This window comes from Pedobacter sp. T50_32 (assembly GCF_057652195.1).
In genome coordinates this window covers 1,180,014-1,203,714 of the sequence record NZ_JBYFBY010000001.1, presented here as the reverse complement: position 1 = coordinate 1,203,714, position 23,701 = coordinate 1,180,014, and the positions used below count along the sequence as shown (strand labels likewise).

Sequence of the window (23,701 nt, the reverse complement as noted above, 5' to 3'; positions counted from 1 at the left end):
ATTATAAATAGTCGGTTTAAATTAAGCGTAAAAATTCAGTTCGGCGCTAAATTCCAAAACTTTGGCTGCTGATCTCAGCATCGTCGACAAACGACCTTATTTCATCTTCAAAAGGATAATCCACACACCTAAACGGACCTAACAATTGGTCATAATTTGCGATCAAGCATTAAAAAATTTAATGAACGATGATTTGACACCAGGTGTTTGAATTCAGTCAGATAGATGATCAGGTGATTTAAAGTTATCATTTAAACTTCATGCTTAATTGCATCCAATATTTCCTCGTACGCCAAGGTCTTTAGGATACAATTATGCGATCCTAAGGGACCGTCCATGTACCTACCGGTATTTACCAACATATCCGATGATGAAGACACAAAACTAGCTGAAACGATTGATTAGAAATATTCGCAGGTCACCAAAAAAAAATATATCGCTCTAACTGCACACTTCGTCGACGATTAGGATGCATCTATCTATAGTGCTCCAGGTGCTATTTAGATTCAAGTGATGGAAAAGCATATTTGCCCAAATTATCAAAAAAACATGAGAAAAATAATAACCCTACTGGTACTTTCAACTTTGGCTGTCCATCCCTTGAAAGCACAACTTAATAATGCTACACGGAAGAACATCGTAAGCAGTGAATTAGATTTTGCGTCAACAGCTGAAAAATCAGGACTGAAATATGCATTTGAAAAAAACCTGGACTCCTTGGGGCTAATCGTCAACGGCATCCACTTGGTCAATGGTCTTAAGGCCTATTCAAAAGCGAAAAGCGAAAACATCGACCTCCTAACCTGGTATCCTTCCGTTGCTAGGACCAATAGTACTGGGGATTTTGGATTTACCACCGGTCCCTACCTATACTATAGCAAGCGAGGGGAAGCTCCTGTGGCTAGTGGTAACTATTTTTCAATCTGGAAGAAAGACAAGAACCAGCACTTCAAACTAATTTTCGACGGAGGAGTAAATCACACCAGGATCATTGACGGTTATACTGCAGCCCAAACAAAGAACCTTCAAGTGATAAGCTTTAAGCAGGCTAATCACAAAAAAAAGCACATTCCGCCTACCCTGACCAGTACAATTGAAACAGCTGCTCATCTGCATGAGGATATCATCACATTGAGATCCGACCAATCGATCCTGTTAGGGAAAAAAGACTATCCCCGGACATCCAAAGAACTTTTATATCAGCCAAAGCAGAGTGGCTATGATCTTAGTGGAGATATGTATTATTGTGTGGGGAACCTCTATGAACGTGGGTTGGAAAAGCCAAAGGGCTTTTATGCACAGGTATGGCATTATAAAGACGAATGGAAAATTGTCGCGGACGTTATCCAGTTAGCCCAATAGGCGCTCTATAGCGCTTTCGGTACTGTAAGGGGGTGATTCCGAAAGTTGCCTTGAACAGTTTGATGAATGAACTCACCGACTCCAGTCCTACCAGCATTACGATTTCGTTTACCGGATACTGGTCCTGCTCCAAGTACGTTTTGGCCCTGCTAAGCCTGATCAGGCCAAGGTACTGGTATGGCGTCCGACCGTACATTTCCTTGAATGTCCTCAACAGGTGGTTTTCTGAAAGCAAACTGGCGGCGGCTAAATCACTCAAATGGAATTTGCGATTGTAGTTATTAGAGATAAACTCTTTGGCCATGACCAATCTCCTACAGATATCATCTTGAGTAGCGGCCTTTGCAAAGGACAGCCGCTGTCTTCTGGACTTGGACAGTCCACGCTGAACATTGATATAGTCTACCAGAAATCTACAGATATATTCGTTGATCAGTGCATCCTCCGCCCTAAGGTGAACTATTTTGTTCAGTAAGTGCTGAAAATTTCTGCGCATGTCGCTACTCATTGGCACCAATGAAGTCTGCAAAAAATCATAGGATGGTGTCTTGGGCATCGCTCCTGTGATTGACGGATACCTCGCCCGCAAAAAACTGCCGATGAAACCCGCATCTAGAACGATTGAAAGCGCCTGTACGGGAACTTCAGCATCTATGATGCATTCAAAGGAACTCCCAGGAGGAATTATCGCAAGACAATCGGGAAAGATGGATACGCGTCTTTTTCCAAACAATAGATCCTGCCTTTCATTGAAGACCATCCTGATATTGAAATCTTCGGCAGAAAGGCGCTGTCGCTGCGCCGATACCTTCGTATATTCTATTACATTATTATTATTTAGTACCCTGCGTAACCTCATAATGGCAGATCAAATTCATAGAAGCGTTCTTCTTTGAGCAGGTAGGTATTGCCCTCCTGGTCCCCCATCGTTGCACATAGTCCCTCAGTGGAATAATTGGGCACAGAGATCATGGAAAAGCCAAAGGACCTGAGCAAAAAACAAGCATTAATGCAATCTTCTACAGCGACGACGTAAATATTCGCTTCTTTGATATCTGTATTCTCAGGGTGAAGGGTATCGATCCAAAGTAACTCCTCGCCCAAATGATCGGCCAAAAAGCTACCGACATTATCGATCGACTGCGATGCAGTGTCAAGAAAAGTGTCCATTACATTCATCATTGGATTTCAGCTAAATTAAGGTCAGCTAAAACTGCCCTTATTAACTGATAGTTATGAGTATTGTAGATAGCCACTGCGTTTTCTCTTACAGATAACCGTTTTTCAAAGGCTAAGGCAGCTTAAGGAAAAAGCTATCCAAGAAATGTAGCGTAATGTCGTTCGTCTACAAACAAATGCATTCTATCTACAAACCACAGGATAAACATGTTACACTACGCCAATAACAAAACAGTTCAGTATCTTTATCGCGTACGAAGAACGTATAGGCATTATGCAGCCGCCGTTGAATCTCATGTTAAGTAGAATTTGGTCCCGATATAGCAAAATAATTCGTCATCTACTCTTTTGGAGCATATGCACTACTATACTCACCTTTCTTTTCGCAGTGGGCCTGCCCAGTTACTTATTGGCATTTAAACTGGTCCTAATGCTGTTGCCGGTACATATCTTCTACTATTACACCGTAAGTGGGCTGATCATTCCCAAGTTTCTATATAAAAGAAAATTTGTAGCCCTAGCCCTGTCGTTTTTCTTGGTCTGTGTTCTGTTTACCTGTTGTTATCGCCTAATCGAGATCCTATTTGCAGACCCCTATCTTTTCCAGCAGATGAAGCCCTTGAACCCTACCTTCAAGTGGAAGAAAATAGAGGGAACAATCCCCCAGCAGTTTTTCAATCCACAATACATGGTGCATGCCCTTGAGCAGACCAATGCCATTGTATGGGGAGGTCTACTGATCAAGTTCATCGGAATGTGGTACGACCGAAAGCAGATGGCACTTAATTCCGAACTTAACTTTCTAAAGGCACAGATCCATCCGCATTTCCTTTTTAACACGCTCAACAATCTCTATTCACTGACGCTCAACAACTCCCCTGCTTCGCCTGGAGTAGTATTGGATCTTTCACAGATTCTGCGCTATATGCTCTACGAATGCAATACAGATTATGTTCCTCTGAAAAAAGACATAGAGATCATCCAGCATTACATTGGTTTGGAGCAATTGAGGCACGGCGACCGGTTGGACCTCAACCTTAGGATCAAGGGTGAGATACAGGGTCAACAGATCGCCCCTTTATTGATGATCCCACTGATCGAAAATGCCTTCAAGCATGGCGCAAGTGAAATGATCGAGGACGCTTGGATCAATATCGTTATAGAAGTAGAACCTAGCGCCATCAAATTAAAGGTGTCTAACAGTAAACCTTTGGAACAGCAGCAGGGACATCGCTCACATTTCGGAAAGATCGGATTGGAAAATGTCCGGAAGCGTCTGGAACTGATCTACCCAGAGACACACCAATTCACCATACATGATGAGGAGGATCTGTTCGCCGTAATCCTCCAGATCGAACTTAAACCTAGCCTTCTGCCATCTAAAACAAAAATAAACAAGCCTATTCATCCATCACCTGCAGTGTTGACTGTAGAAAATAACGGTTTATGAAAATAAAGACCCTTATTGTCGATGACGAGCCGCATGCGGTCGACGTCATCCAAAAATATATCAGTGAGTTTCCGCAGGTGGAACTGGTCGGAACCTGCAGCAACGCGGTACACGCCTTCCAACTTTTGCAGGACAGGGAAATCGATCTGATCTTTCTGGACATCAAAATGCCAGGGCTTTTGGGCACCGAACTGGTCAGGACCCTTAAAAATCCACCAAAGGTAATCTTCACCACCGCCTACCAGGACTATGCCCTAGACGGCTTCGATCTTAATGCCGTCGATTACCTGCTGAAGCCAATCCCATTTGATCGTTTCCTGAAGGCAATGGACAAGGTTTTTGACATCTTCAAGCTCCAACACCAAAAAACTTCGACACCGGCAGCCGGTGAACAAAAATCAGAGGACTTCCTTTACCTGCGCATTGACAGAAAAAGGGTAAAGATCAATGTCAACGATATTTACTGGATGGAAAGCCTCAAGGATTACATCAGGATTACCTTAAAGGACCGGGTACTGGTCAGCAAGCAGAAGATCGGTGTCTTGGAAGAACTTTTGCCACAGGACAAGTTCATCAGGATCCACAGGTCCTTCATGGTTTCCATAGACAAAATCGACAGTTACCATTCCTTTGCCATCGAGATCATGGGAAAGGAATTGCCAATAGGTAGGAACTACAAAGCAGAATGTAAGAGACGCCTGGTTGTAGAAAGTTAATCCGACCTGTCCAACGCTTGCCCTTTGTATGAGGGAACGGCCTAAATGCTCGACATTTGATGTAGTTCTTCGAATATATAATGCCCTCTGTCTACCTATATAGGTTATCCGTCGATAAAATATGCCTGGTTCAAATGTACTATTGATTTTAGTAGCTTAAAAATTTAAGCCATTCAATGAAGATTTTGAAACTTTTAGGCCTCATTTTGGCCATTGTAGTATTTGTGATCACGGGTGCAGCCCTTTATGTCAATTTCACCCAACCGAATGTAGGACCCGCCCCAACAATTACAGTAGAAAGGGATAGCCTTACTATTGAAAGGGGCAGATATTTGGCCAACCATGTTTCGGTATGCATCGATTGCCACAGTACCCGTGACTGGAGCCTTTTCAGTGGTCCGGTCGTTGTAGGAACCGAAGGTAGTGGTGGAGAAGTATTTGACCAGAAGGCAGGATTTCCAGGCAAGATATATTCCTCCAACCTTACTCCATCCAACATTTCTTCCTGGTCTGACGGCGAGCTTTACAGGGCGATTACTTCCGGGGTAAGCAAGGATGGACACGCCCTATTTCCACTGATGGCCTACAATCGCTTTGGCCAGATGAGCAAAGGGGATATTTCCAGTATCATCGCCTACCTTCGCAGCCTGAAACCTATCTCCAACAAAGTTCCTAAAACGGAATTGGATTTTCCGGTAAACCTGATCAATAAGCTCTCACCTACGCCGGCACAACATCGGCCACGTCCCTTGCCGGAAGATACAATCAGATATGGAGGCTATCTGGTCAATGCGGCAGGATGCGTCGATTGCCATAGTAAGCAGGACAAGGGCAAGATCGTTGCCGGAACAGAATTTGGTGGAGGGATGGAATTTACACAGCCCAATGGCACTATAAGGGCACCCAATATTACCAAACATCAGCTAGCCGGGATTGGCAGCTGGACCAGGGAGCTCTTCGTGGCAAAATTCAAGGCCTATGAAAAAGCCAGCCCCGCTAGGCTTGGAAAGGAAGAACTCAATACGCCTATGCCCTGGAAAATGTATAGCGGCATGACCGAACGGGATCTGTCTGCGATCTACAGCTACCTCCGCAGCTTGCCCCCTAATGCCAATCAAGTGGAGACTAAGAGCTTTAAGAGATAAGTTTAAAGTTTGTCTAGCATATAACAACTAAATTAAGACCGAAAGCTCTACAACAGAATTGTAGAGCTTTCTATACCTAGCATTTTTTTGAGATTACCACAAGAAAACTTGATAAATCTGAAAATACCGCAGTGTAGTCCTTTGCTTTACAGTATGCAAGCTAACAGCACGTACTACGCTGAGTTGATCAGTATCTGCGGAAATTCAGCAGTGCATCACCCTTTACCTAGGTTCGACTGGAATAACATGGACCTTTATCATTGAAAAGAACGAAGATGCAATATGCTTTTACAAAAAAGTTTTGAAATAGCTGGACGTTATCATCAGGTATGCTGCAGAAAATCCTTAACTACTTCCCGAGCATGAGTTTGAATAAAAAAAAGAGCCTCAGAATAGCAAATACAAAAGACATCCCAGCAATTATACAACTTTATACCGAAACAGTACTCACTGTGTGTAAAACAGACTATAGTCAAGCGCAACTTGAGATCTGGGCACTATTAGGAAATGTCACGTCCAAATGGGAAACACGTATTCAGGATCACTACTTCTTAGTAGCCGAATTTGCAGCACAGATTGTAGGATTTGCAAGTATAGACAACACTGGTTACCTGGATGTGTTTTATGTACACAAAGACCACCAAAGGCAAGGAATAGCTGGTATGCTTTACCAAGAGTTAGAAAATCACGCCGCTGGGAATAATTGCAACAAGAGAATAATTGCAGACGTCAGTAAGACTGCAAGGCCCTTCTTTGAAAAAAAAGGATTTTCAATCGTCAGGGTCCAAGAAAATCTTTTACAAGGTCAATTACTCATTAACTACAAAATGGAAAAGGCAATTGGAGATTTTAACCGGGCATACAAACTAGAAGAAAGCACTTCATAGAAATAGCTCAGATTATTAATGGTTCAGGTGAAAGTTTAAATGGATGGCTATAACTACGGAAGTTAGTTGATGGGACCAATAAAAGAAACAACTATATAATAAGTGAAGAAAAAATCTATCTACTTTTTCAGATCTTTTTTCCGATGCAGCACCTCTTGGCCCCATCGGTACGCATACACATTTACTTGATAAATGAAGATGCAGAAAAAAGCTCTGAAAATGTGCTGTTAAAAAGGTTGATCTACTATGGGCTGCCTATACAATAGGCAGAAAAAAATGTCCTCTAATGCAAATATCTATATCGTTAATTTTGGGGATTCCGTTATCCATGAAAACACCTCCAATCCTGTCTCCATAGTCTTATGACGACAGCCGTCCTTCGCTGACGAAAGAAAGGGAAATATAAATCATAGTAACAAGACTAAAAAGCTGGCTCCCAATTTGGTAATCAGCTTATATTATCAAGGAGATCTATCGAACCGAAATATAAAAATCTACGATCGCCTTCCTCTGCGGGTGCTCCTCAAAATTATTGTGGTAGATTTCGAAGGGATTGGTATCGGTCTTCCTATATCCCTTTTCGTTCATCCATATAAAAAGCCCGGTCCATGCCTTCTCAAATTCCTCATGGCCGATCTCATAGCTGCCCACGATAAACCTGCCTGGACCAACAGATGATATTGATATGCCATCGGAAACCTCGACCGCATCAGCGAGTACAACTCCCGTACTCATTCTCACTTTGTCCGGGGAGGTGACCTTGAAACTGTCATGGTAGACCGTGATCATCTTGCGCTTTTCCTCCATTAGGCCCATCGGCACGGCCCATTTCAAGAGCTTATCAAAGCCTTGGGCAACTTGCTGTACCCCGATAACCTGTACGTAGGCAAATTCTATCTTCCCTACTTCCCTGATTTCAATTTTTGCATTCATTTTTATCCAATCTTTAAGGTGATTAATGGTGCAAATATATTTTTCGTAATCAGGGTAGGCTTGACCATTCTTGCTTTGTAGTTGACGTATCTTGCTAAACTTGTTGGGATGTTGTTTCCTGAATTCCATCGGACCTACTCCATAGAATTTTTTAAAAGCACGGGTAAAGGAGGAACTGTCGTTGAAACCATATTTAAAGCCGATCTCCTTCAACTGGGTGTCGGCATGTATCAGTTCGGAAGCAGCGCGCTCCAATCTCCTCCGATTGACATACTGGGCGAGGGTTTCGCCACAGACCATCTTGAAGACCCTGTGGAAGTGGTAAGGTGAAAAATAGGCAAGCTGGCACAACACCTCCAACTTCAGCTCATCCTGCAGATGATCATCGATATACTCAAAAATCCGTACCATGCGGGACTGGTAATCCTGCTGTAGGCTGCTTTCTGGAAAAACCATATCAGAAAATTTAGTTAAAGATAGTTAGAATTATACGATAACGGCGGACTATGACCTGCCAATAGGCTCATGAATCCGGAACACCCATATCGGCACATATTTGATTTCCGGACAAATAAAAACCGGCCCCAAATAGGAACCGGCCAACACTACTACGAAATAGGGGACATCGTCCCAGAAATTCTAAAAGGTATACTTGATCCCGAAACCTCCGCTTTCTGCTCCGAAGCCTCCGCCATTGAAATCGTAGGCTGGCATCCAATCGGCACTGATGGCGATCGGCATTTTTTCGAATTTATATTCCAGCCCGGCCATAGCTGCAATACCATAGTAAGAGTAACCACTTCCTTCGTAGCCCAAGTTATAGATGTTATCCTTGTAGGAGAAATGCCCAAAATATGGCCCTGCTCCTACCAGCCAGTACAATCCCTGAACTTCTGTGATAGGTTTTTCATATTGATAAAGTGCGGTAATGGCAAGATCTGTGCCCAATCCGCTATAGCCTCTATAGCGTAAAATAGCTTCCACCGCCTGGTCTTTTTTGAAAAAGTATTTCCCGGTAGCGGCAATGCCCCACATGAACTTGATCCCAATGGCAGCCTTGTACGGCGCGTCGGTCAGCACCTGCTTGGCGTTGGATCCAATCTTTGGCTCTTCTGCGACAACTGTTTCCGCTTTGCTATCACTTTGTGTAGGTGCTACGGCTTGCGGTTTGGTTTCGCTTGGAGCAGCCTGCGCTACGGGCTTAGCAACTTTTTTTTGTTGGGGCACTTGTACAGTTTTCTTAACTCCGGTGCTCTTCTTCACCTGTGCGCTTAAACTGGTAGCTGAAAACAATGCTACCAAACATAAAATTGACGTTAGTCTTCTCATTATAATTGTTTACTAAAATTTGTGATGGTAAAATCATCTATTACTCGATCCTCCGTTGATCAAAAACAAAATGCTTTGTTTGGATCTGCTAGGGTGATGCAGGGCGAAGCCGACAACTGTGAGATGAGGTTGCTCCTGTCAAGCTTTTCGCAAAACCCGATAAAAAAGCGCCCGATGTACCCACCGGAGCGCTCTCATTATATGAAACTAAATCCTTCTAAAATCTTGTGGCATTGAGCGATAGTTCCACTTCTATGTTATTCTTGATCTTGTCTGCAGGAGGTAGGTCATCCGAAGAGGCATAGGTCATGCCCCACTTGGTCCGATCGAAACTAAACTTCGTATCCACCTTTACCGAGGCATTCGAAATCTGGATCTTTGCGGGAATATCTAAGACCAATTCCTTGCCCAAGAGCTTCATACTTCCTTTAATGAGGTAATTGTTGCCCTGCCCGTCTACGGCCATTTTTTCTGCAGAAGAGATCGTATAGATCACATCGGGATGAACAGCCAAATTGAAGAAAGCATCTGTTTTTAAGTGAGCCAATAGTGCCACTTTTTCTTCTGTGCTGAGCAGCTCACTGGTCACTACGATAGACGATACCGGGATGCGGACCTGTCCGCCGACGATTTTGTCGTTTTCCAGGAAGATACCGTTTGCGCTGAGCTCAATATTACCAGAATTGAAGTAGCCATTTTCTAGATATCCTTTCCAACTGGCCTTGGAACCGGCCGATAACAATAGCTCTTCCCTGTCCTGCTGCTTGTCCTTCTTACAGGCAGCCATCATCAGTACGGCAGTAAACCATACTGCGAATCTCAATGTTCTGAATCCAAATAAACTTTTCATTTCTACTTCTTGATATTGGTTAATACGATTTCCGAAACACTTTGCGTCCCCGCAAAATCTGTAGTGGTCTGCTGTTTAATGACGCCTATGCCATGGGCCATCCAGAGGGTAACACTCTCAGTCCCCTCCCTGAGCATCTCTTGGCCTCCATCGATCTTGATGACCTGTTTTTGTGTACTTACGTAGGAAATCTTACTGCAGGTAAAACTTCCGGCGGGTACGGTGATCATCTCCACTAGGGTAACCGTCCCAGGTTTTTGGACGATCTCCTGTGTGACTTCGAACTTAACGCTGCTACCGGAAGACTTCTGCAGGTACCTTAGGTACTGTCCCGTCGTACCGGGAATTTCCCAGGTCAGCTTACTGCCTTCCTTTACACTGTTTTCAAGTACCATGTAACCTGGAAATCCTAAGGCCTTAGCTTCCTGTACCTCGATATTAGGCTGTTTTTCCAATTCTTTCACCAGGGCATACCAGGCATCTGGCATATTGAAACTGGTGTAAGTCTTCCCGTTGGCTACATATAGGCTATTGTCCATCGCCATATCACCATAGGGCGAGGCTACATTGGTATGTAGGTTATAAACATTGATACCAGAGGAATCCTTGCCGCCGTCGATCCATTTGGTCGCGGTAGCTACCGCCACGCCACCCTCCGAGATGCGGTATTCATACTTGGTATTCATTCGCGGAATGAAAGTATCCTTGGGAGCTTCCGGCAACAATACCGTATCTCCCTTGTCCTTTTTACAGGCACTGATCGCCAGACAACAGACTAAGGCCAGGCGAAGGCCCAGTGTCAACTTGTTTCGTTTCATGTTCTATTTATTCATTTTAATCTGGGGCAAAACTACCCGCTAGGGGGCGCAGCTTCAATCTCTGTCGATAGAAGGCTGCGACTGGTCGACCGACGACATGCTAAATGTCTGAATAAACGAACCGACTATCCAATTATCCTACTGACGTAGGTATATTTTGCGAGATAGACTGCTGCTAAAATTGTCGGCCAGTTTATTTTTCCGAGGTCAACGCCGCATCCATCGCCGCCTGTATGGTATTCCCTACCATTGATCGGGTACTGTAATGGTCCGCACCAGGGACGATCTCGGCATGGATAACGGCACCTACCTTTTTGGCCTTTTCTGCAAATGCCTGCAGGGATCTTTGCAAATGGAAATTATCATTTTCGCCTGCGTAGATGTAGACTTTTCCGGCAAGAAGCTTCCTCTTTCCTTTCCAGTGCCGCTGCAGGTAGCGTCCAAGATCATAACCTTCCCAAGTGCTGACTACAGCCTTGTTGATAACTCCACTAAGGGGATCGAACAGCGGAACGGGCCTACCGTTGCGGTCGGGAATACCGAAAGCTGCCCCGAAGGACTGCAATTGTCCACCATCACCTTCGACCAACTCCTTACGGGCCATTGCGCCTAAAGTAGTCTGGGCCTTACCATCGATGACGTTAATCCCTCGTTGCCTTTGCTTACTGTCAAGGTAGAAGTTCGAATCACCATATAGGTCGACGCCGATGAAGTTGCTGAAATCGACAGGATCGGGGGAAGTCGCCCAGCAACCGCCAAAATCTTCAGGAAAATGCATCGCAAGCCAAAGTGCCCCATAGCCTCCAGAACTTTGTCCGGTCAGTAGCCGCTGGCCAGGCTTGGCCTTGATGCGGAATTGCTGTTCAAGATGCGGGACCAACTCCTTTACCAGCGCAGACCCCCATGGACCATTGATCCTGGAATCTATAAAGGCATGCAGACCATAGGGGGTATGGCTTTCGGGATTAAGGAAAACATAGATTTTTTCCAGTCCCCTATCCACGCCATACGCTTGCCACTGGGGCTGGCTATTGGCATGGTGATGCGTCCCACCCCAACCGGGAATGACATAGACTACGGGAAAATAGCGGGTAGAGTCGCGGTCATAGCTTTCTGGCAGGACGACTCCCGCTTGCAGATAGATGGCCTCCTTCCTGAAACTGCTCAGCAGCTGCGAATGCAGCCTGACTTCACGGGTGCGAGCCGTTACACCAAATTTCCTCTCGCTAGCGACATGGCTCAGCGTAAGCACTGGTGCCGCCGTCCGCCCACCGCCCAACTTGGCCACCACCTCGGTCCGAGAATATAGGTTGCCCGGCGCAGTTAGCGACCTTTCCCTGGAATTGGTGTCCAACATAGCTACTATCCTGTAATAGCCTGCTGGAAGCGAGTCTATGCTTTGGGGATAACCTGCCGATGAGGCATCAATGGTCTGTGTAGTGCCAGCCCTCCACTCTCGCACAGTGATCGAATAGGCGGGCCAGTCTTCCCTGGCCCTGCCAAATGCTTGCGTAGTATCCGACTGTAGGTAGACAATCAATCTACCGCTATAGGGTCCCATAAGACTGGGATCCAGCTTGACCTGTATAGCCTGCTGGGCCATAACGTTTGTGGTTAAAAATAGGGCAATCAGACATGCCCGAAGAAAAATGTTGATCATATTGCTATTGCTATATAGTTCAGTACTTCCAGGTATCAAATATGATCAGATATCGGGCAATAAATCAACAATCGTAGGCAGAGGGTGCATTTAAGTCGATAGACTACTCGGCAGCCAGTAAGCCCGCCCAGAGGGAACGCCTCCCGCTGGCAGCTGACCTGCCAGGCCGATGTTGGTCCCAGAGAAAATGTCGTAGCTACCCCGTACCAACGAAGGGAACCGCGCTCTTCTATTTTTCTTTGTACCATGTTTAACCAAAATCATTGACATGAGAACCATAGAGCTGATTACCAGTGAAGACCTGGAACAATTTCGGACACAACTCCTGTTGGACATCAAGGAACTGCTAAGAACACCAAAATTATTGGAATCCAATAAGGAATGGCTCAAAAGCTACGAAGTTAGGGAAATACTCAAGATCTCGCCCAGCACCCTGCAGACCTTACGCCTGAACGGAACGATACCCTATTCCAGGATCGGCGGACTGATGTACTACCGGAACGACGATATCAAACAACTTTTGGAAAAAGGCAGGGACTGGTCCATTGCTACAGGGAAGCTTTAAACGAACCACTGCTAAGGAACAATGGTACCCATCCGACCTGACCGCGTGGTCATAGCAAGATGTATTTTTGCATGCAAAAACATCTTGCCGTCCTTGAGGCCGGGCCTTACTCGGAACTCGTAAGCCTGAAAAACCCTATAACCTTTTGAGCCATGCCTAGAAAGAAACTAGCCAACCAGGAACAGCTGTTGAAGCGGAACGTAATCATCCGCTTGCCGCAAAGACAATATGATAAGTTGATGCAGATACAAATGGAGAGTAATTGCCATAGCATCGCGGAAGTCATTAGAAAAATGATCGACGGCAAGAAGATCAAATGTTTCTATCGCGACCTCTCCCTGCACGCGCCATTGGAAGAAATGGCGATGATCAGAAAAGAGCTACGCGCCATTGGCATCAACATCAACCAGATCACCAGAAGCTTCAATAGCGAGAAGTCTTCCGAAAGCGCCCGTGCCTACTATGTAATGAAGGTGGCCGACCTTTATCAGAAGGTAGACTTAAAAGTAGAACGCTTATTGGAACTGATCGGAAAACTTGCAGAAAGATGGTTGCTAAAATCATAAGCGGCAAATACATCAAGGGCATGCTGAACTATAATGAGAAAAAAGTATTGGATGGTTCGGCCCGGCTCATCCTTGCCAATGGATTTGCTATGGACATCGGCCGGCTTGACTTGAAGGGAAAACTTAAACGATTTGAATACAGGACCATGCTCAATACCAGAGCCAAGACCAATGCGATCCATATCAGCCTCAACTTTCACGCGAAAGATAAGCTCGACGATCAAACCCTCCAACAGATCGCGGTCCGTTACATGGAAGGCATCGGTTTTGGAGAACAACCTTTCCTGGTGTATCGGCACTTGGATGCGGGACACCCCCATATCCATATTGCCACGACCAATATCTTGGCAGATGGCAAGAGGATGGATATCCATAATTTGGGGAAGGGCCTTTCCGAACAGGCCAGAAAGTCGCTAGAGGTCAGTTTTGGATTGATCAGGGCTGAAGCAGCTGGCAGGGAACAAAGGCAGGGACCGATCATGCGGGCAAGATACGGACAGGCTCCCACGAAAAAGCAATTGGATATGATCACCTCCCTTGTATTCCAGCAATACAGATATGGATCCTTTAACGAGTACCAGGCGATACTCGCTTGCCTCGGCATAGTGGCAGATCGCGGACCGCAGGGCAGCAGGATGATGGAAAGAAAGGGACTGACCTATTCGATCCTGGACAAGGGGGCTGCCATTGGCGTGTCGTTCAAGGCCAGTCGGCTACAGGCCAGACCAACCTTGGCACGCCTAGAAAAGAGGTTTGAAAAGAACGTGGAAATCCGCAGACCGATGACCGAAGAAATCAGGCAGAAAATACTTGGCACGCTCGATCGATATGAAAGAATCAGTAGAAAAACATTTATCACCGAACTGGCAAAACTGCAGCTTCATGCCATTTTCCTGGAGAACAAACAGGGCAGGGTCTATGGCCTGACCTTCGTAGACCACGCCTTGCGTTGTGCGATCAAGGGCAGCGATCTGGGGAAAGGGTTCTCCGCAGGGGCGCTAATGGGCCAGTTTACGCAGGTGGACAGCGCAAAAAATTATACAAGATCGATTGGAACAGGTCAGCAGGTTCACGAGCATGCCGGCATCAGGCCAACTTCATCCCTATTAGAACAACTCTTGGACAACACACAAAGGGAAGAAGGCCTTGCTTACATCGGCAAAAGAAGACGACGCAAGACAGGCCAATCACAACAAAGGTCACAATAACAACCACATGAATACAGGTGAAGACACTCAGGCATTGCGGAAGATCGCTGACTATATCAGGTTGGTTAGCGTAACCATACTGGCGCTCCATTGCTACATCATGTGCTATGCTGCATTTGATCATTGGCAACTTTCAACTGCCCTTAGCGATAGGATCATGGTCCGCATCTGCCGGCTCAGCTTATTTCAGGGGCTTTGGAAAGCCAAGATGGGAAGCTTGGCCTGCCTGATCATCTCCCTGATCGGTACGACCGGGAGAAAGGATGAAAAGATCAGGCTTGCTCCACTGCTCTGGCCAATCGCCGCTGGATTGTTGTTTTATTGTTCTGGTACCCTCGCCTTCTACCTGCCGATAGCCATGGAGGGTATGGCCCTAGCTTATATGCTGACGACCTTCGGCGGTTACCTGCTTATACTGGCCGGGGGAGCGAGACTGTCGCGCCTGATCAAAAATGCCCTGGATAAAGATATCTTCAATCACCTGGCAGAAACCTTTCCCCAAGAGGAAAGACTCATGGAAAACGAATTTTCGGTCAACCTCCCTGCCCAATATCAATTGGGGAGGATACGGAGGAATAGCTGGATCAATCTGGTCAATCCGTTTAGGGGCACATTGGTCGCGGGAACCCCAGGGGCCGGTAAATCCTATTTTGTCATCAGGCATATCATCGACCAACATCTTTCCAAAGGGTTTTCCATGTTTATCTACGATTTCAAGTTCGACGACCTTTCCAGGATTGCCTATAATAAGCTTTTGCAATATCGTAACCTTTACCCAATCGTTCCGCAGTTTTTTGTCATTAATTTTGACGACCTCGACCGTACCCACCGCTGTAATCCCTTAGATCCCCAGGCCATGGAAGACATCACCGATGCTACCGAGGCTTCGCGCACCATTATGCTCGGGCTTAACCGGGATTGGATCAAGAAACAGGGAGACTTCTTTGTGGAAAGTCCCATCAACTTCCTTACTGCGATCATCTGGTTTCTGCGACGTTATGAGAATGGCCGTTATTGCACCCTTCCCCATGTGATCGAGCTGATGCAGACCGACTATGACGAGCTGTTTGCCGTACTCTATGCCCAGGAAGAGATAAGGGTATTGATCAATCCTTTTATTTCCGCTTGGCAGAATAAGGCCACCGCACAACTTGAAGGCCAGATTGCCAGTGCCAAAATCGGATTGGCCCGGCTCTCCTCCCCGGCACTCTATTACGTGATGAGCGGGAATGATTTCTCCCTGGACATCAATAGCCCCGAGAAACCAAAGGTGGTATGCATGGGAAACAACCCCCAGAAGCTGCAGGTCTACGGCGCTATCCTGTCCCTCTACATCTCAAGAATGGTAAAATTGGTCAACAGGAAAGGACAATTGAAAAGCAGTCTGATCTTCGATGAATTCCCGACGATCTATTTCGGTGGCATTGACAGTCTGATCGCTACCGCAAGAAGCAACAAAGTGGCCACTACCCTGGCCGTGCAGGATTTTAGCCAGCTCAAAAAAGATTATGGCAGCGAACAGGCCGAGGTAATCACCGGTATCGTAGGGAATATAGTCTCCGGCCAAGTGACTGGCGATACCGCCAAGAAGCTATCAGAAAGCTTTGGAAAGATCATGCAGGACCGACAGAGCAGATCGGTTAACAGTACCGACATCTCTATCTCCCAATCCAATCAACTGGAGTATGCCATCCCGGCAGCAAAGATCGCGAGCTTATCTTCCGGTACTTTTGTCGGCATAACGGCAGACAACCCTGACCAAAAGATCGACTTAAAATTGTTCCATAGCGAGATCCAAAATGACCATGAGGCCATTGCGCTCGAAGAAAAGACATACCTACCTATTCCTGTGATCCAAGGAGTATCGGAAGAGGATATCCGCGAGACCTATCTCAACATCAAACGGGAAATCAGATCATTGCTCAGGTCCGAACTGGATAAACTCCGAACTGGTCAGGAAACAGATCGGGAGGATCGCCCAATACAAGGGGAAGGATTGTCACTGTGAAATGACTATCCACCGTACAGGTGCTGCCCTGCCGGCGGCGTGTCTTCCAGTTTAGCGCTCCGCAAAGCGCTAAACTGGAAGACAGCTGACATACATTAGTCCAGAAAACCCCGATCCGTAAGTGCAGTATTGAGCATTCGAGTTCCTACCAAAATGAGGCAGCAATATAGGACGATACCCTGTTACTGGATTCATAAGGCCGGAAAACACACCAACCAAACAGACAAAAAATGAGCTAGGAAACTTCTAAAAAGATGGTATGGAAACATTTTTATAGCGATTATGAAAATACTTTTGTGTGAGCCAATTGAAAAATTGAGTAATCACTAAGCAACGAGTCGTCACCATGGATATGGTACGGCTCTTTTTCTTAACGAGCCCATCTAGATCCACCGTAAATACAAGCGTAGACTGGGATATAGCGGGCATTAGGGCAGTTCAACTTTCAAATGAATAGATTCATACAAACGATAACAAATACCATGCAGATCGAAATTTTAACAAAGCAGGACCTTCAAAAGTTCAAGGAAGAACTCCTAGAGGAAATGAAACGGCTTTTTGGAAAAGAAAGGCCAGTAGACAGCGAATGGCTAAGGAGTGCCGAAGTGAGACAGCGCCTGAAGATTTCCCCGGGCACCCTGCAAAACTTCAGGATCAACGGCGTACTGAAGTACGAAAAGCTTGGTGGCATATTCTATTATGCCCAAGCGGACATTGATAGATTGTTGGGTAAAATGGGAAATGTCTAATGGAACTGGCCGCATTACTGTCCGGTTTCCTGAAACTGGCAAAGGGAAAGAAAATCTTTCGCCAACCGCACCTTAGTTTATATTCAGCGATCTTGGTCTGCCACTACTCCGCCGCTGGAGCAAATCCTTTTCGGGTATCCAGAAGGGAATTGATGGAACATGCCTCGATCAGATCGTATATGACCTACCACAAGTGCATGACAGACCTGATCGATAATGGGATTGTAGCATACGAACCTTCCTATCACCCAACAGTGGCGAGCAGGATCACACTATTGGATGTACGCAAGTTAAGCGATCCGGCCGGCCGATCAGCACCACAGGGGATAAAATAAACGGAAGCGCCTCAGCTTTGGCCAGTAATCCTGTCTCATTGAGACAGGCTACAATACATATGCAGGAAAGTTGGTGTTCTGGGAACATTTCAGAACAATGGTAATCCCTAGTTTTGTCCCACTTAACTTTTGTAGAAGTTTAGGATAGTTAATAATTAAGGGTCTTCAGCATGGATGTGCTGAAGACTTCTTTTTAAAAACACAACAATTCACTCTATGGAAAAATCATACCTCACTGATCGGCTCCAACTAAGTCTACTCGAAACTTCTCATACGGACTTCATCTACCAATTGACCAATACGGCGGCCTGGATTAAAAACATTGGGAACCGGAACATCACTGATCGCGCCGCTGCCCTGAGTTACATCGAAGCTGTAGATCAAAACCCTTTCGCCTTATATTGGGTGGCCGAACGCCTCGCCGACCAGCGCCCCCTAGGGATCGTGACCTACCTCAAACGGCCTACTCTTCCCTATTGGGATATCGGTTTTGCCTTCCTTCCCGATTTCCATGGGATGGGCTACGCCTATGAGGCTGCCCAGACTATCTTGGAAAAAATTATGGAAGACCCATCACAATGTCCGGTGCTGGCCACCACCCTAGCTCATAATCAAGATTCCATTAAACTGCTCAACCGCTTGGGCATGTCAATGGAAAAGAAACTTGATGGAGATCTGCTACTATTTTCCACTAACAAATGTCACTAGCTGAAAATTGGGGGGGGGGTGAAATGTAAAATTGATCACCACAAAGCTAGTCCCCGCGATGCATACGGGTGCGCTGCGCCAAAGTAGTAACGACAAAATGGGTATCCCTGCGGGAGCCTCCACATTTTGTCGATCTCCACTTTGCCCTTTAGGCATCCCTCGGGGGACTGGATTGCTTCATAATCAATTCACTTAAATCAACATGTTATGAAAGCGATCCAAGAAAATCCCCTGAACACGATCTCCGAACTGACCTTGAGCTATAGGCCTGAGATCAATCCCAGCCAAAGACCATTGGTCAAAACCTCTGACGATGCCTATCAGATCCTGATGGGCTTTTGGAACCTGGACCAGATCAATCTTTGCGAAAGCTTCTGCGTAATGCTCCTGAATAACCGCAAACGCGTATTGGGTGTCGTACAACTCTCCACCGGTGGAATGACAGGCGTAGTAGCCGATACCAGGATGATCTTCAGCGTAGCACTCAAGGCATGCGCCTGCTCGATCATCGTTGCCCACAACCATCCCGGAGGGGACACCGCCCCCAGCAGTGCAGACATCCAGGTCACCCGAAGACTTTCCGAGGCAGGAAAAATCCTGGAGGTCAAACTTGATGACCACCTGATCATCACTACCGAAACCTACTTCTCTTTTGCCGAACAGGGCTATCTCTGATGCCCCTGTAAAAGCTTTATTCCTACAGCTCCTTAACCAATAGGCTGATGACATACGGTTTGGAGCTTTGGCCGCCCTTCTTGGCGGTCAGGGTAATCTTATGCACGCCCGCTTTGGTGAACCTGACTACCGCATGTTCAGCTGTATCGTCGGCAGGTCCATCCGCACCGAAGTTCCACAGATAGCTATCACAGTTGGTAGACTGGTTGACGAGGTAGATGTCGTACCCTACAAAATAGCCCGCCGGCTGATGGCCAACGGCAAATTTGGCTACCGGGTTGGGATTGGATTCCACAACGATCTGCTGTTCGAATACCACGGAGCGCTTTTGGCCATTGATAGCTGTCAGCGTAGCCTTATAGGTTCCCGGAGCGGAAAAGATATAATCTATCGGGGACTGGACATTGTCTTTTCTACCATTGATGTCCCACTCATAGCTCTTGGCGTTGACCGATTCGTTGACAAACTTGACCGTAGCCGGGGCATAGGAAATATTGTCCTTGAATACATAACTGAAGGAGGCCTTTGGCTGGTCGTCCTCGGTTACCAGCACCACCCTGGAGGTAAATACGTTGCTGCTGCTATTGCTGGCCCGAAGGGTAACGGTATAGGCCCCAGGCTTTTGGAATATGATCTTTCCCGGATGCTGGGAGCTGGACCTGGTCCCGTTCCCGAAATCCCATTGGTAGGCAGTGGCATGCTGGGTGAGGTTGTTAAAGTCGAGTTCGGCGGGCGCAATGGGGCTACCCGTCCATGAAAAATCCGGAATGACCGTTTGGGGCCGATCAGGACTGTCGGGATCTTTGGATCCATCGGGTTTGTCGCAGGCCACTAGCAGAAGCGTTGCGAACGGCAGGTAATAGATTTTTTTCATGTTTTTCTTCACAAATTATCAAAATCAGTTGTCCCAGATCTCATTTGAAGACAGATGACTATTTTTCGTAGACCGAAAACTTGCTTCCAACTATAGATACAACAGTCCCATCGGAAAATCCGATGGGACTAAAATCTACAAGCCGTAGCTGATCTTAAAGATCAGTACCTGGCTTTCGCTAAGCCCACCGCTTTGGGAATAGCTCAGGTTCTGCTGCTTTTCCAGGTCGAGCAGCTTGCCCCGGTCGCCCGCTACCGCGGGAGCTTCGGCCTTCTGTAACAGAATGGGCTGCTTCAGCTGCAAAAAGGTATGGGTCTGCGTTCCCGCATGCTGCAACCATTGCGGGTCTACGGCTGCCAGATAAGCCAGCTGCGCGGGATCCAGTTCGAAATGAGTGACAATCCAAGCACTGAAATCGCTGCCTGCAGCAGAGGCCTCCAGTTCCAGCTGCCCTTGGGGCAGCGCGTAAAGGGCATCCATCAACTGCGCGGCGCCCTGTGTGGTAAAGGGAAATTTTTCCATAACTATAAATTTTAATGATTTGGGCAAGGTTAGGGCTTTATGGGATAGGCCGGTAAAAAGCATGGTCGGCTGGTAGTTTTTTTTTGGTGACCGGGAACAATTTTCCTAACCGGGCTTTTGCGAACTTGGTCAGTTCTCCTAAATCAAGGCCGATGAACAAAGAGATCACCTACTTCCCAAGAAGCCTACTGGCCGGCTGCGCCCTGTTGGTCGCCCATCTGGTCGTGGCCGAAACCCAGGATAAGCCCAGCCTTCAGCTCTTCGGCCAGCTGAACTATTGGCTAGCCATGGCCTTCAGCTTTCCCTTCACCTATCTATTGATGTGGTGGATCCACTTTGCCAACCGACAGCTGGACCGGTACCTTCCCTGGCAACTGCAATGGTCAAAGAGGATCCTGTACCAATTTGTGCTTTGTGTGGTACTGGTGTTGCTGGTGGACCTGTTGGCCGTCAGAATCTATTTCTGGTCCTTTGGAGCCGATTTCAGCAAGAGCGGCTACATGCAGGTCGAGTTCCATATCATCTGCTGGATGGTCATGTTCATGAATGCGGCCTATATCGCCCGGTATTTTTCCCTGAACTATTTCCACGGACTGAAGGTCAACCATAGGCTCAACGAATACCTCCGCTCGATAAGCAGCGCTGCCCAGCGGCAGCAGCTAAAGATCGACGCCAAACTCGGCAACAAGATCGTACGGTTGCACCTTTCCGAGATCGCCTGTTTCGAGCGCCATGAGAATATTGGCCACATCCATCTGCTCAATGGCAAGATCTACCACACTGACCTGACCATGCCCGCCCTGGTGGATATGCTCGGCGAGCATGGTTTCTATCAGATCAACCGCTCGGTGCTGCTTTCACTGCAGGTGGTCAGGGGCTATGAGAAGGTAAAGAACGTACAGGCAAAGGTGCTACTTGACGAAGGGGTGTCCTTGCCGGTATCACTGCTGATCAGCCGGACCCGCTTGGAAGGCTTCAAACAGGCGCTGGATAACTTGGCGCAAAACTAAAGTCCATTCCTCCACGCTTGGCGAGTGAAAAACTACCAGTCAACAACGTTCATTTGCCAGATCCAACGCTCCCGCAATAACTTGCCGTGCGCTGCTACGATCGACTACCGGATGTTGCGGGCAACGATACCCTACGCTGATGAACGCCCCACAACAGATAACATCCCTATGGACGGATATGCTTCCGATCTTCGCGATGGGAATGGCCTGCTATCATTTGGGCCATGCCCTGGCGCGCGACAGGGAACTCCGCCGCTTTGGCGATGTCCTACTTTGGAGCCTTTTGGCCATGAACCATCTAGGGCCTACAGCTTCCTTTGGTAACGGCATTGGTCATCCGACAGGCTTCACTGGCCAGGACCTATCGCCACTGATCGCAGCGTGGCTGCCATGGTATTTCTACTTTAGGTTCCACTTAAAGTTCCCGATGACAAATCTGCCGATAGCGGTGCTCCTTGCTTCGGGAATGCTGTCCCCCCCGATCCTGTCCAGCTTTCCAGGCCTTCCCAACTACTGGAAAACGATGGCCAACTCCTACACCCACGCGTATCTACTGGCCGCCTGGATGGCCATAGCACTGTCCATCTGGCAAAGATCGAAGAAAAGGTCTACGATCTTGGTCTCGGATACCGTAGAACTGGAAGCGGCGATCGTCCTGCTCCTGCCCTGGTCTATTGACCTCTGCTTGGAAAGCCTCAGACCGACTTGGCTATGGACCAAGGTACTCTCCCAACTGAGCATGTTGATTTCGGCAATGGGAACGATCGCCCTCCACCTGCGCAGCCAACTGCTAAAGATCAGGCTTGCCCGACATCACCATGCCGAGGACCAGCTGGACTTCTACCACCACTGCAGCCTATACGGCCTGAGCAAACGGGAAATAGAGGTGGCCGAGCTACTCTGCGCAGGACTAACCTACCGCGAGGTCGGCGAGCAGTTGTACATCTCACAGCATACCGTGGATAACCATGTCCAGCGCATCTTTACCAAGACGGGTGTCAAGCGTAGGATCGAACTTTTTCAGAAACTGCGCCCAAACCGTTACTGATATCACCTAGTGCTTTCCCCCTATCCTGCATTTGGGTGGATTCTCCCTATTTCATATCAGCTGTCGAGCTGCTAACATTGTTCAGGATTTGGCCAATTCCATTTCCGTCAATGCCATGGTATTCCTTTCCAACCGTATCAACAACGCTACCCTTGTCCGGCTCATCAGCTTTGCCATCGCCCTGATGTGGGCCTATGCGGCCATCAGCAAATTGGCCAACTACCGGCAGAGCCGCAATGAGATGCTTGCCCAGCTCTTTGCGCCTCCCGTGGCCTTGGTACTGGTCTGGCTGGTGCCCGGCCTGGAACTGTTGATCGCCATTGGACTGGTATTTGGCAAAAGCAGGTTGTCGGCACTTTGGGCCTCCATCGCACTGCTCCTGTTGTTCAGTGCTTACATCACCCTGGCCATCACCGGGGTTTTGGGCAGGACACCCTGCAGCTGTGGAGGGATCATCGGGAAGATGGGATATGGCAAGCACCTGCTCTTCAACCTGCTCTTCGCTGGCCTGGCCGGATGGGCTATCGCATTGGAACGGGACTGGCGTACGGTACATGGCTGGCTGCACCATTGGGAAAGGAGGTCCGGAAAAACGTAGACGAAAAGACAGCAGGCATGGTTCGGCCTGCGCAGCATCGATCATCACGGCGAAGGACAGAGAACCCCAGGGTCCCAGCAGCACTAAACCGCCCGCAGGGGCATAACTTTAACAATCATGAAAAATTCAAAAAAAATCGCCCTAGGCGTTTTCGCCATCGTTATGGCATTCGGTATCGTATTCAGTCTGAGCGCCTTCAAACCTGGAAAGTTCCAGAGGGACAGCTACACATTTTACTTTGTAGGTGATCCCAGCGACCAGGATGAAGTCAGGGATGTAGAGAACTGGATCTATGATGACCAGGGCCAGTCCTGCAATAATGTTCAGGAACGCGCCTGCACCATTACGGTAGACGAGGACTTCGTGGACAACTCGGGTACGCCAGAACTGTTGCCGACCATCGACCTACAGGCTCAAAAGCACAGTACCCTGAATGCCTATTATATCAATGGTTCGGACGATCCGACCATGGGGATTGCCAACAAGTCCCTATAGTTAGGATGTAT

General features: G+C 47.3%; 25 protein-coding genes. 16 read left to right on the top strand and 9 right to left on the bottom strand.

Translation table 11 applies throughout. The features are described from left to right. Nucleotides 1-549 precede the first annotated feature (549 nt). The gene (locus AC23ME_RS05235; RefSeq protein WP_487726688.1) at nt 550-1,362 is read left to right on the top strand and encodes a hypothetical protein; all 813 of its coding nucleotides are present in this window, start codon (nt 550-552) and stop codon (nt 1,360-1,362) included. On the opposite strand, the gene AC23ME_RS05230 is transcribed toward AC23ME_RS05235, so the two are convergent. Together AC23ME_RS05230 and AC23ME_RS05225 are read right to left on the bottom strand one after the other, a co-directional pair. After that, nucleotides 1,343-2,221, bottom strand: a complete 879-nt coding sequence (locus AC23ME_RS05230; RefSeq protein ID WP_487726687.1) for a helix-turn-helix domain-containing protein — start codon at nt 2,219-2,221, stop codon at nt 1,343-1,345. The two genes, AC23ME_RS05235 and AC23ME_RS05230, sit on opposite strands and share 20 nt — an antisense overlap. Continuing rightward, on the bottom strand, nt 2,218-2,544 hold the full coding sequence (locus AC23ME_RS05225) for a hypothetical protein (RefSeq protein ID WP_487726686.1): 327 nt from the start codon (nt 2,542-2,544) through the stop codon (nt 2,218-2,220). Before AC23ME_RS05225 ends, AC23ME_RS05230 begins: the two co-directional genes overlap by 4 nt. 427 nt (nt 2,545-2,971) lie before the next feature. Here AC23ME_RS05225 and AC23ME_RS05220 point away from each other — a divergent pair, with 427 nt between their 5' ends. The 4 genes from AC23ME_RS05220 (at nt 2,972) to AC23ME_RS05205 (ending at nt 6,739) form a co-directional block, all read left to right on the top strand. Continuing rightward, a complete protein-coding gene (locus AC23ME_RS05220) occupies nt 2,972-3,991 on the top strand; it encodes a sensor histidine kinase (protein WP_487726685.1) in 1,020 nt (339 codons plus the stop codon). Then, entirely contained in the window at nt 3,988-4,707 is a 720-nt protein-coding gene (locus tag AC23ME_RS05215; RefSeq protein ID WP_487726684.1) for a LytR/AlgR family response regulator transcription factor, read from the top strand. Before AC23ME_RS05220 ends, AC23ME_RS05215 begins: the two co-directional genes overlap by 4 nt. 176 nt (nt 4,708-4,883) lie before the next feature. Further along, entirely contained in the window at nt 4,884-5,852 is a 969-nt protein-coding gene (locus AC23ME_RS05210) for a c-type cytochrome (protein WP_487726683.1), read from the top strand. Between the two features lie 362 nt (nt 5,853-6,214). Then, entirely contained in the window at nt 6,215-6,739 is a 525-nt protein-coding gene (locus AC23ME_RS05205; protein WP_487726682.1) for an N-acetyltransferase family protein, read from the top strand. Nucleotides 6,740-7,210: 471 nt separating this feature from the next. Here AC23ME_RS05205 and AC23ME_RS05200 read toward each other — a convergent pair whose 3' ends face one another. From AC23ME_RS05200 to AC23ME_RS05180, 5 genes are all read right to left on the bottom strand, one after another. Continuing rightward, a complete protein-coding gene (locus AC23ME_RS05200; protein WP_487726681.1) occupies nt 7,211-8,128 on the bottom strand; it encodes an AraC family transcriptional regulator in 918 nt (305 codons plus the stop codon). 183 nt (nt 8,129-8,311) lie between these two features. Beyond that, on the bottom strand, nt 8,312-9,001 hold the full coding sequence (locus AC23ME_RS05195; protein ID WP_487726680.1) for a hypothetical protein: 690 nt from the start codon (nt 8,999-9,001) through the stop codon (nt 8,312-8,314). 217 nt (nt 9,002-9,218) lie between these two features. After that, nucleotides 9,219-9,851, bottom strand: a complete 633-nt coding sequence (locus AC23ME_RS05190) for a YceI family protein (RefSeq protein ID WP_487726679.1) — start codon at nt 9,849-9,851, stop codon at nt 9,219-9,221. Between the two features lie 2 nt (nt 9,852-9,853). Beyond that, nucleotides 9,854-10,669: a TapB family protein gene (locus AC23ME_RS05185; protein WP_487726678.1), complete on the bottom strand. Its 816-nt coding sequence runs from the start codon at nt 10,667-10,669 to the stop codon at nt 9,854-9,856. A gap of 193 nt (nt 10,670-10,862) precedes the next feature. Continuing rightward, nucleotides 10,863-12,329 (bottom strand): alpha/beta hydrolase, encoded by a 1,467-nt coding sequence (locus tag AC23ME_RS05180; RefSeq protein ID WP_487726677.1) that lies wholly within the window; start codon nt 12,327-12,329, stop codon nt 10,863-10,865. A gap of 268 nt (nt 12,330-12,597) precedes the next feature. Here AC23ME_RS05180 and AC23ME_RS05175 point away from each other — a divergent pair, with 268 nt between their 5' ends. From AC23ME_RS05175 to AC23ME_RS05145, 7 genes are all read left to right on the top strand, one after another. Then, complete coding sequence (locus tag AC23ME_RS05175) at nt 12,598-12,894, top strand: helix-turn-helix domain-containing protein (RefSeq protein ID WP_487726676.1); 297 nt, start codon at nt 12,598-12,600, stop codon at nt 12,892-12,894. 152 nt (nt 12,895-13,046) lie between these two features. Then, nucleotides 13,047-13,460 carry a plasmid mobilization protein gene (locus AC23ME_RS05170; protein ID WP_487726675.1) on the top strand — a complete coding sequence of 138 codons (414 nt, stop codon included), beginning with the start codon at nt 13,047-13,049 and terminating at the stop codon, nt 13,458-13,460. After that, nucleotides 13,442-14,668: a relaxase/mobilization nuclease domain-containing protein gene (locus AC23ME_RS05165; RefSeq protein ID WP_487726674.1), complete on the top strand. Its 1,227-nt coding sequence runs from the start codon at nt 13,442-13,444 to the stop codon at nt 14,666-14,668. Before AC23ME_RS05170 ends, AC23ME_RS05165 begins: the two co-directional genes overlap by 19 nt. A 7-nt stretch (nt 14,669-14,675) precedes the next feature. Then, nucleotides 14,676-16,676, top strand: coding sequence for a conjugal transfer protein MobC (mobC, locus tag AC23ME_RS05160; RefSeq protein WP_487726673.1), 2,001 nt, complete (start codon nt 14,676-14,678; stop codon nt 16,674-16,676). A gap of 449 nt (nt 16,677-17,125) precedes the next feature. Then, on the top strand, nt 17,126-17,425 hold the full coding sequence (locus AC23ME_RS05155; RefSeq protein ID WP_487726672.1) for a helix-turn-helix domain-containing protein: 300 nt from the start codon (nt 17,126-17,128) through the stop codon (nt 17,423-17,425). A 551-nt stretch (nt 17,426-17,976) separates the two neighbouring features. Further along, nucleotides 17,977-18,468, top strand: a complete 492-nt coding sequence (locus AC23ME_RS05150) for a GNAT family N-acetyltransferase (protein ID WP_487726671.1) — start codon at nt 17,977-17,979, stop codon at nt 18,466-18,468. A 207-nt stretch (nt 18,469-18,675) separates the two neighbouring features. Then, entirely contained in the window at nt 18,676-19,143 is a 468-nt protein-coding gene (locus AC23ME_RS05145; RefSeq protein WP_487726670.1) for a JAB domain-containing protein, read from the top strand. 22 nt (nt 19,144-19,165) lie between these two features. On the opposite strand, the gene AC23ME_RS05140 is transcribed toward AC23ME_RS05145, so the two are convergent. Both AC23ME_RS05140 and AC23ME_RS05135 read right to left on the bottom strand, forming a co-directional pair. After that, nucleotides 19,166-20,017, bottom strand: coding sequence for a PKD domain-containing protein (locus AC23ME_RS05140; protein WP_487726669.1), 852 nt, complete (start codon nt 20,015-20,017; stop codon nt 19,166-19,168). 135 nt (nt 20,018-20,152) lie between these two features. Next, entirely contained in the window at nt 20,153-20,539 is a 387-nt protein-coding gene (locus AC23ME_RS05135; protein ID WP_487726668.1) for a hypothetical protein, read from the bottom strand. 152 nt (nt 20,540-20,691) lie between these two features. Between AC23ME_RS05135 and AC23ME_RS05130 the strand changes: the two genes are divergently transcribed. The 4 genes from AC23ME_RS05130 to AC23ME_RS05115 all read left to right on the top strand — a co-directional run bounded on the left by AC23ME_RS05130 (nt 20,692) and on the right by AC23ME_RS05115 (nt 23,690). Continuing rightward, on the top strand, nt 20,692-21,549 hold the full coding sequence (locus AC23ME_RS05130; protein ID WP_487726667.1) for a LytR/AlgR family response regulator transcription factor: 858 nt from the start codon (nt 20,692-20,694) through the stop codon (nt 21,547-21,549). 178 nt (nt 21,550-21,727) lie between these two features. Then, the gene (locus AC23ME_RS05125; RefSeq protein ID WP_487726666.1) at nt 21,728-22,597 is read left to right on the top strand and encodes a helix-turn-helix transcriptional regulator; all 870 of its coding nucleotides are present in this window, start codon (nt 21,728-21,730) and stop codon (nt 22,595-22,597) included. An 88-nt stretch (nt 22,598-22,685) separates the two neighbouring features. Then, nucleotides 22,686-23,195: a MauE/DoxX family redox-associated membrane protein gene (locus tag AC23ME_RS05120; protein ID WP_487726665.1), complete on the top strand. Its 510-nt coding sequence runs from the start codon at nt 22,686-22,688 to the stop codon at nt 23,193-23,195. Nucleotides 23,196-23,312: 117 nt separating this feature from the next. Further along, nucleotides 23,313-23,690: a DUF6520 family protein gene (locus tag AC23ME_RS05115; protein WP_487726664.1), complete on the top strand. Its 378-nt coding sequence runs from the start codon at nt 23,313-23,315 to the stop codon at nt 23,688-23,690. Nucleotides 23,691-23,701 lie beyond the last annotated feature (11 nt).